Annotated in this window: 6 protein-coding genes and 1 pseudogene; 2 read left to right on the plus strand and 5 right to left on the minus strand. The window is 41.9% G+C overall.

The features are described 5' to 3' along the window. Positions 1-571: 571 nt before the first annotated feature. Genes F0145_RS25965 through F0145_RS25980 form a run of 4 tightly spaced genes read right to left on the minus strand, consistent with a single transcriptional unit; the run spans position 572 to position 2,956 of the window. Entirely contained in the window at positions 572-1,240 is a 669-nt protein-coding gene (locus tag F0145_RS25965) for a response regulator transcription factor (RefSeq protein WP_150093600.1), read from the minus strand. Positions 1,241-1,247: 7 nt separating this feature from the next. Then, positions 1,248-2,045, minus strand: a complete 798-nt coding sequence (locus F0145_RS25970) for a sensor histidine kinase (protein ID WP_150093602.1) — start codon at positions 2,043-2,045, stop codon at positions 1,248-1,250. Continuing rightward, positions 2,015-2,674, minus strand: coding sequence for a hypothetical protein (locus F0145_RS25975; protein ID WP_150093604.1), 660 nt, complete (start codon positions 2,672-2,674; stop codon positions 2,015-2,017). Before F0145_RS25975 ends, F0145_RS25970 begins: the two co-directional genes overlap by 31 nt. Positions 2,675-2,707: 33 nt before the next feature. After that, positions 2,708-2,956: a hypothetical protein gene (locus F0145_RS25980; protein ID WP_150093606.1), complete on the minus strand. Its 249-nt coding sequence runs from the start codon at positions 2,954-2,956 to the stop codon at positions 2,708-2,710. Between the two features lie 399 nt (positions 2,957-3,355). Between F0145_RS25980 and F0145_RS25985 the strand changes: the two genes are divergently transcribed. Together F0145_RS25985 and F0145_RS25990 are read left to right on the plus strand one after the other, a co-directional pair. Then, a complete protein-coding gene (locus F0145_RS25985; RefSeq protein WP_150093608.1) occupies positions 3,356-4,165 on the plus strand; it encodes a LuxR C-terminal-related transcriptional regulator in 810 nt (269 codons plus the stop codon). A gap of 173 nt (positions 4,166-4,338) precedes the next feature. Then, a complete protein-coding gene (locus F0145_RS25990; RefSeq protein WP_150093610.1) occupies positions 4,339-5,013 on the plus strand; it encodes an HAD family hydrolase in 675 nt (224 codons plus the stop codon). Between the two features lie 153 nt (positions 5,014-5,166). Here the strand turns inward: F0145_RS25990 and F0145_RS26440 are convergent. Further along, positions 5,167-5,346: pseudogene (locus tag F0145_RS26440) on the minus strand (IS4-like element ISSysp3 family transposase); the annotation flags it as partial.

Raw genomic sequence — 5,346 nt, forward strand, 5'->3', positions numbered from 1 at the left:
GTTATGCAGCAGACGGTAGTAACTCCGCTGCTCGGCTTCGCTCGCACTTAGCTGATGTATCACCACACTTTGCTTTTCTATTATCTTTTCTACTACTTGCTTGACCCGTCGCTCTATCCGAATATTGCTAAATATTGCATCTGCCATTTACCCCCAACAGCTCCCCGCTCCATTTTGTGTCCTAATCGTAGCCCTAAATTAGGGAAGGAGTTCGGCCGAACCGGAAAGTTGCGGATTAGCTTTGTTGAGCTGGCTGTTAATTAATTTTTAATAATGATTATAGAACCTAGAAGACCGTAGCTACGAAGCAGACTACAGCAGTTTGGGCGATGAGGGCCTTCTAAGGTTGTGGTGCTTTAGCATTCCGAGGTACGAGGAAAACAAGCTAAGACAGCCCGAATGACCAAACGGGGCCCCGCGGCCGGGAGCAAACTTAGGCCTCTAAATATTTATTAGCACCTATACATTGAAAGATGGAATCTTTCAAAAGATAAACAGAAAGACCAGGTTATTTAAGGAATACCTTTTAGAAGATGTGGTATAATAGGAAAAAAAATCTTTTGCAGCGGTTTTAATTTATAACCACATGGCCGGTTTTAATGGCATACAAAACCAAACCAATTCTACTCTTTACCTGGAGTTTTTCAAATAATGCTTCTCGGTAACCATCAATCGTGCGGGGAGCCAGGCACATTTTATCGGCAATTTCTTTGTAAGTAAATTCGGTGCAGGCCAGTTTCAGAAACTCACTTTCGCGGTCGTTTAACTTTACTAAGGCAGCGGCTTTTTTGTTGTTTTCCGGGTCGCGGTTAAGCGAGTTTAGCAGCGTACCGCTTACCAGTTCGGAATAATAAAATCCTTTTTTTACCAGCGCCTGGAGCGCGGTTTGCAGTTCCTGCGGGTCGGCATCTTTTAAGATATGCCCTTTAGCACCGGCCCGCAGCATTTTAATAATGGCTTCTTCGTGGTCGTACATCGATAAGGTTAAAACCATTACTTTGGGGTGGTGTTGCTTTAGCCAGGCAGCCGTTTCGTAACCGTCCATTTCGGGCATATTTATATCCAGCAATACAATGTCGGGCGCCTCTTCGGTGGTAAATTTTTGGGTGAGTTCCCGGCCATTATTCGCTTCCCAAATTACTCCGTAGCCCGAAAAATTGTTTACCAATTCCACCATTCCTTTCCGGAATAATTTGTGATCGTCTACTAAAGCTACTTTTATTTTGGGGTTAGGTTCCATGGAATAATCAGAGTTTGGTTGGCAAAGATAGCTGGGTTAATGTTCCTTTTCCCAATTGACTTTCAATAGAAATATTGGCGCCCATCAGTTTGGCCCGGTGGTACATATTGCCAATGCCGGTTCCCTTTTCTTTTAAATCTGAATTTTGCACACTAGCCAGGTCAAAACCAGTACCATCGTCTTGGATACACATAATTAACTGGTCGGGCAAATATTTTAATACAATAGAAATATAGCCGGCTTTGGCATGTTTAATAATATTTTGCAACGCTTCCTGCACAATGCGGTAAATAATTAATTGCTTTTGCGGATCTACGGGTTCTTCGGTGCCTTCCACGGTTAAGTCGGTTTTAAAAATGCCCGTTTTGCCAATCATATCCAATTCAAACTGCAACGATTCCGATAATTTTTTCTGGCTGATATGGTCGGTGTTTAAAGACTTGGAAAGGTTACGTAAGTCTTGTATAGCTTTGCCCACCAGTTCTTTGGTGTTATTAATTTTAGGAGCCGAGGGGTTGTCGTCGGCGAGCAGAATGGTGTTGAGGTTAAGCTTGGCCAGCGAAAGAACCTGCCCAATATTATCATGAATTTCCTGCGAAATGGTGTGCAAGGTTTGTTCCTGCATTTCGAGCTGCGCCTTCAGAATCTCCTGCTGAAAGGCATTTTTTATTTCTTCTTTTTCTTTCAAATGTTTGTTGTACTGGCTCCGGTGAATAAAAATAAAAACTACCACAAACGAGGTAATCAGCAGCATTAGGAGGGTAATTCCAATAACTATAAATATTTCATCTGCGAGCGCTTGCATAGCATTCCTTTAAATAAGTACCCGCACATAACCAAAAACAACACGTTATGAATGGGCCACAAAATTTTTATGCCGGTATTGTACTGGCTGTTACTTTGCATTAAGTAGTTAAAGGTAATAAAAATAAAAAAGCTGCTCGCATAATACGTTAAAAGTCCGGTAACGTACCAGAAATCAACGGTTTTGACAATGTCTTTGGTGGGGTTTAAAAGGTTTTGAAGGTAATATAAAAAGCAGTAAACAACCACAATAAAGGCCGCTAAACCATACATATTGCTGTTGAACTGATCGACAATATGCTCGAATTTAAGCGCGTTAAATATTAGCACTACCAGAAAAAGCACCGCAACACCAATAATTACTTTTTTAGTGTCTTTAAACTGTAGCAGGTTGGCAAAATAACCCGATAAGATTAAGAAAACTATAACACAGTTGGTATTATAAATAATCAGATTGGAGCCGTCAAACACCTGGTAAATAATCATAGAAATGGTATTTAGCAGGGTTTGTACCACTAAATACCAAAAGATGTAGTCTCTCCGGACGCTTATCTGTGGGTTGGCCAGCGCAAACAAGATTAACAGAAAAGGAGGAACTACATCTAAATATTTTGAAATTTCAATCCACATTGTATTTAATCCAGAACCTGGACCAGCCGCAGCTTAGCAACCAGGAGGGTTAGGACAGCCCGGTACATCGCCATCGCCGGCAGCTTTAGCTGCTACGTTAAGGGTACTTGTGCTGTCGGTTGAACTTTGGATAGTAGTACCAGGTTCGTAGCGGGTGGCCCGGGCCCAGATTTTATCCTGCGGGCGCTTTAAGTCAATTCTAACCGCAATCCGGTTTTGTTCATCAGACGATTCCTCAATTAATCTTCTGAGGTCTTCTTTGTTAAATAAATATTCCTGCATAGTTAAATGGTTAAATGGTGAGATTATTAGGATGAATAAAGGTGAATATGGCGGAAAAGTATGAAAAATAGCTAACCAAGACAAAACCAGCTTAACCGTTATGGGCAGGTAAATAAATGCATTGTTCTGAATTAATAAAAGATAATGCGTAAAAAAGAAATAAAAAACGGGGAAAATACGGTATTACTAAACGTTAAAACCCCGCTCTAAATACGGTATTTATCCATTGCTATTTTTTATTATTTAAGTGCAAATTTGTAGCGACATCAAGGTAGTTAGCTCATAGTTTCTTTGTTGGGGATGTCACCAGTAATTATAAAGTTTTTCTACACTCCGGGGCTGCTACCAGCAGCAAAATACTTGACCTTTTAGCAGACTAGTTATTTACCGAGCTGAACCATGAAAACTACCAATATTTTAGAAACTGCATTTGCACAAACCACTACCCTAGATAAGCTAATTGCTATTTGGCAAGCCCAGCCTTACGCATCCGATACCAATTTAATAGATTATGCCAGCCTGCGTACCCAAACTACAGGTTTAGAAATGGTTTTAAGCCATGGTCCGTGCCTTACTTGGGTGTTAGACCTCCGGACCCAGCAATTTGTTTACCTAAGCGAAAATACCCGGTCTTTAATTGGCTACGAACCCCAATTATTCAGGCAAGATGGCTTTTTAACACTAAGTAAGCTTTTGCATCCGGCCGATAAAAAGAATATTCTGGAACTAACCGTACAGCTCTGGGAAAATATATTGGCCTTACCGAAAGAAAAACGGTTGGGCTACACTTTCAGTCGCAAGTACCGCATCCGCAAACCCGATGGCACTTCGGTATGTTTGCTAGAGCAAAATAAAATTACCCAAACCGATTCTGGTGGCAATATTACCCATGTGTTAGGAACCTGCACCGACATTACCGACCTTATTAATGAACTAACTTTTGAAGCGTGTGTACAAGGCAAGTTCACAAAAGCACCTATGCGCCTAACTCCCGAAAACGCACCGGTTGCGGCTCGGAATATATTAAGCGAACGCGAAAAAGAAATTGTGCGCTTAGTAGCCGAAGGTTTAAGCAGCAAAGTTATTGCCGACCAATTATTTATAAGCTTTCATACAGTAAATACCCACCGCAAAAATATTATTGGCAAAACCCATAGTAAAAATACCAGCGGCCTGGTGCAATATGCCATTAGCAACCGCATAATTTAACATTTAATAACCGTTTGCGCGGGGGCAGGGCAATGGGTGGTGGACCTTGCTCCCCAAACGGACTTTTCTAATAACTGGCTCTCTTGTGTAAAGCTACTCTTGCGGCAAGCGGTTGATTTAAATAAATAAGTTAATTTTGCGCCTTGTTATTTAATGCGGCCAATTTTAATTTTATGAATATTACTCCCCAAGCTTTAATATTTGATTTAAACGGAACCATGATCGACGACATGCATTTTCATGCGAAGGCCTGGTTCCAGATTTTGAACAACGATTTAGGTGCCGCCTTAACCTGGGACGAAGTTAAAGTACAGATGTACGGTAAAAACAGTGAGGTGCTGGACCGGATTTTTGGGAAAGGAAAATTTACCGTAGAGCAAGTGCAGAAGCTTTCCGTAGAAAAAGAGCGCCGTTACCAGCAAGAATATTTCCCGCACCTGCAATTAATAGCTGGTTTAGCTAATTTCCTGGAAAACGCCCGGCAAGCCAATATAAAAATGGCAATTGGTTCGGCGGCCATTCCGTTTAACATTGATTTTGTACTGGATAACCTAAATATCCGGCATTACTTCGAGGCAATTGTGAGTGCCGATGACGTAACCGACAGCAAGCCCGACCCGGAAACTTTTCTGAAAGCAGCACAATTGCTGGGCGTAGAACCAGCAAACTGTGTTGTATTTGAAGATGCGCCGAAAGGCGTAGAAGCAGCGCAAAACGCCGGCATGGCCAGTGTGGTGTTAACCACCGCCCATACCCAGGAGGAGTTTAGCCAATATTTTAACATTTTGCGGTTTGTACAGGATTACAACAATCCTTTTATTGCAGAATTATTACCGGTTCGGGTTTAAGCACCCATTTATTGAAGTCAAAAATAAAAAAGGACATACCTAATATGTCCTTTTTTATTTTTGAAGTTGTTTAGTATTTCGCCGTACGCCTTTTCCTCTGGAGTAAATTAACCCTTCCGCCCTCCGGGCACCTTCCCTAAATTAGGGCTACGATTAGGACACAAATTTTTGGGCCAGGGTCCACCCGTGCAAGATATGCTGGAAGTAATTCCAACCGCGCAAAAGGGTAATCACCCCCGCCTGCTTTTCGTGGGGTTTCCACCCGCCTAATCGGGCTATTATCCAGTAGCACCATTGTAAAGAGTCTTGGGGGTAAGGATTCCGCTGCTTGGC

Source organism: Adhaeribacter rhizoryzae (assembly GCF_008629685.1).
Lineage (GTDB): Bacteria > Bacteroidota > Bacteroidia > Cytophagales > Hymenobacteraceae > Adhaeribacter > Adhaeribacter rhizoryzae.

Coding starts and splice junctions, on each gene's coding strand:
- F0145_RS25965 (WP_150093600.1), bottom strand. CDS start 1,240: ATGGAACCTAACCCCAAAATAAAAGTAGCTTTAGTAGACGATCACAAA.
- F0145_RS25980 (WP_150093606.1), bottom strand. CDS start 2,956: ATGCAGGAATATTTATTTAACAAAGAAGACCTCAGAAGATTAATTGAG.
- F0145_RS25985 (WP_150093608.1), top strand. CDS start 3,356: ATGAAAACTACCAATATTTTAGAAACTGCATTTGCACAAACCACTACC.
- F0145_RS25990 (WP_150093610.1), top strand. CDS start 4,339: ATGAATATTACTCCCCAAGCTTTAATATTTGATTTAAACGGAACCATG.
- F0145_RS25975 (WP_150093604.1), bottom strand. CDS start 2,674: ATGTGGATTGAAATTTCAAAATATTTAGATGTAGTTCCTCCTTTTCTG.
- F0145_RS25970 (WP_150093602.1), bottom strand. CDS start 2,045: ATGCAAGCGCTCGCAGATGAAATATTTATAGTTATTGGAATTACCCTC.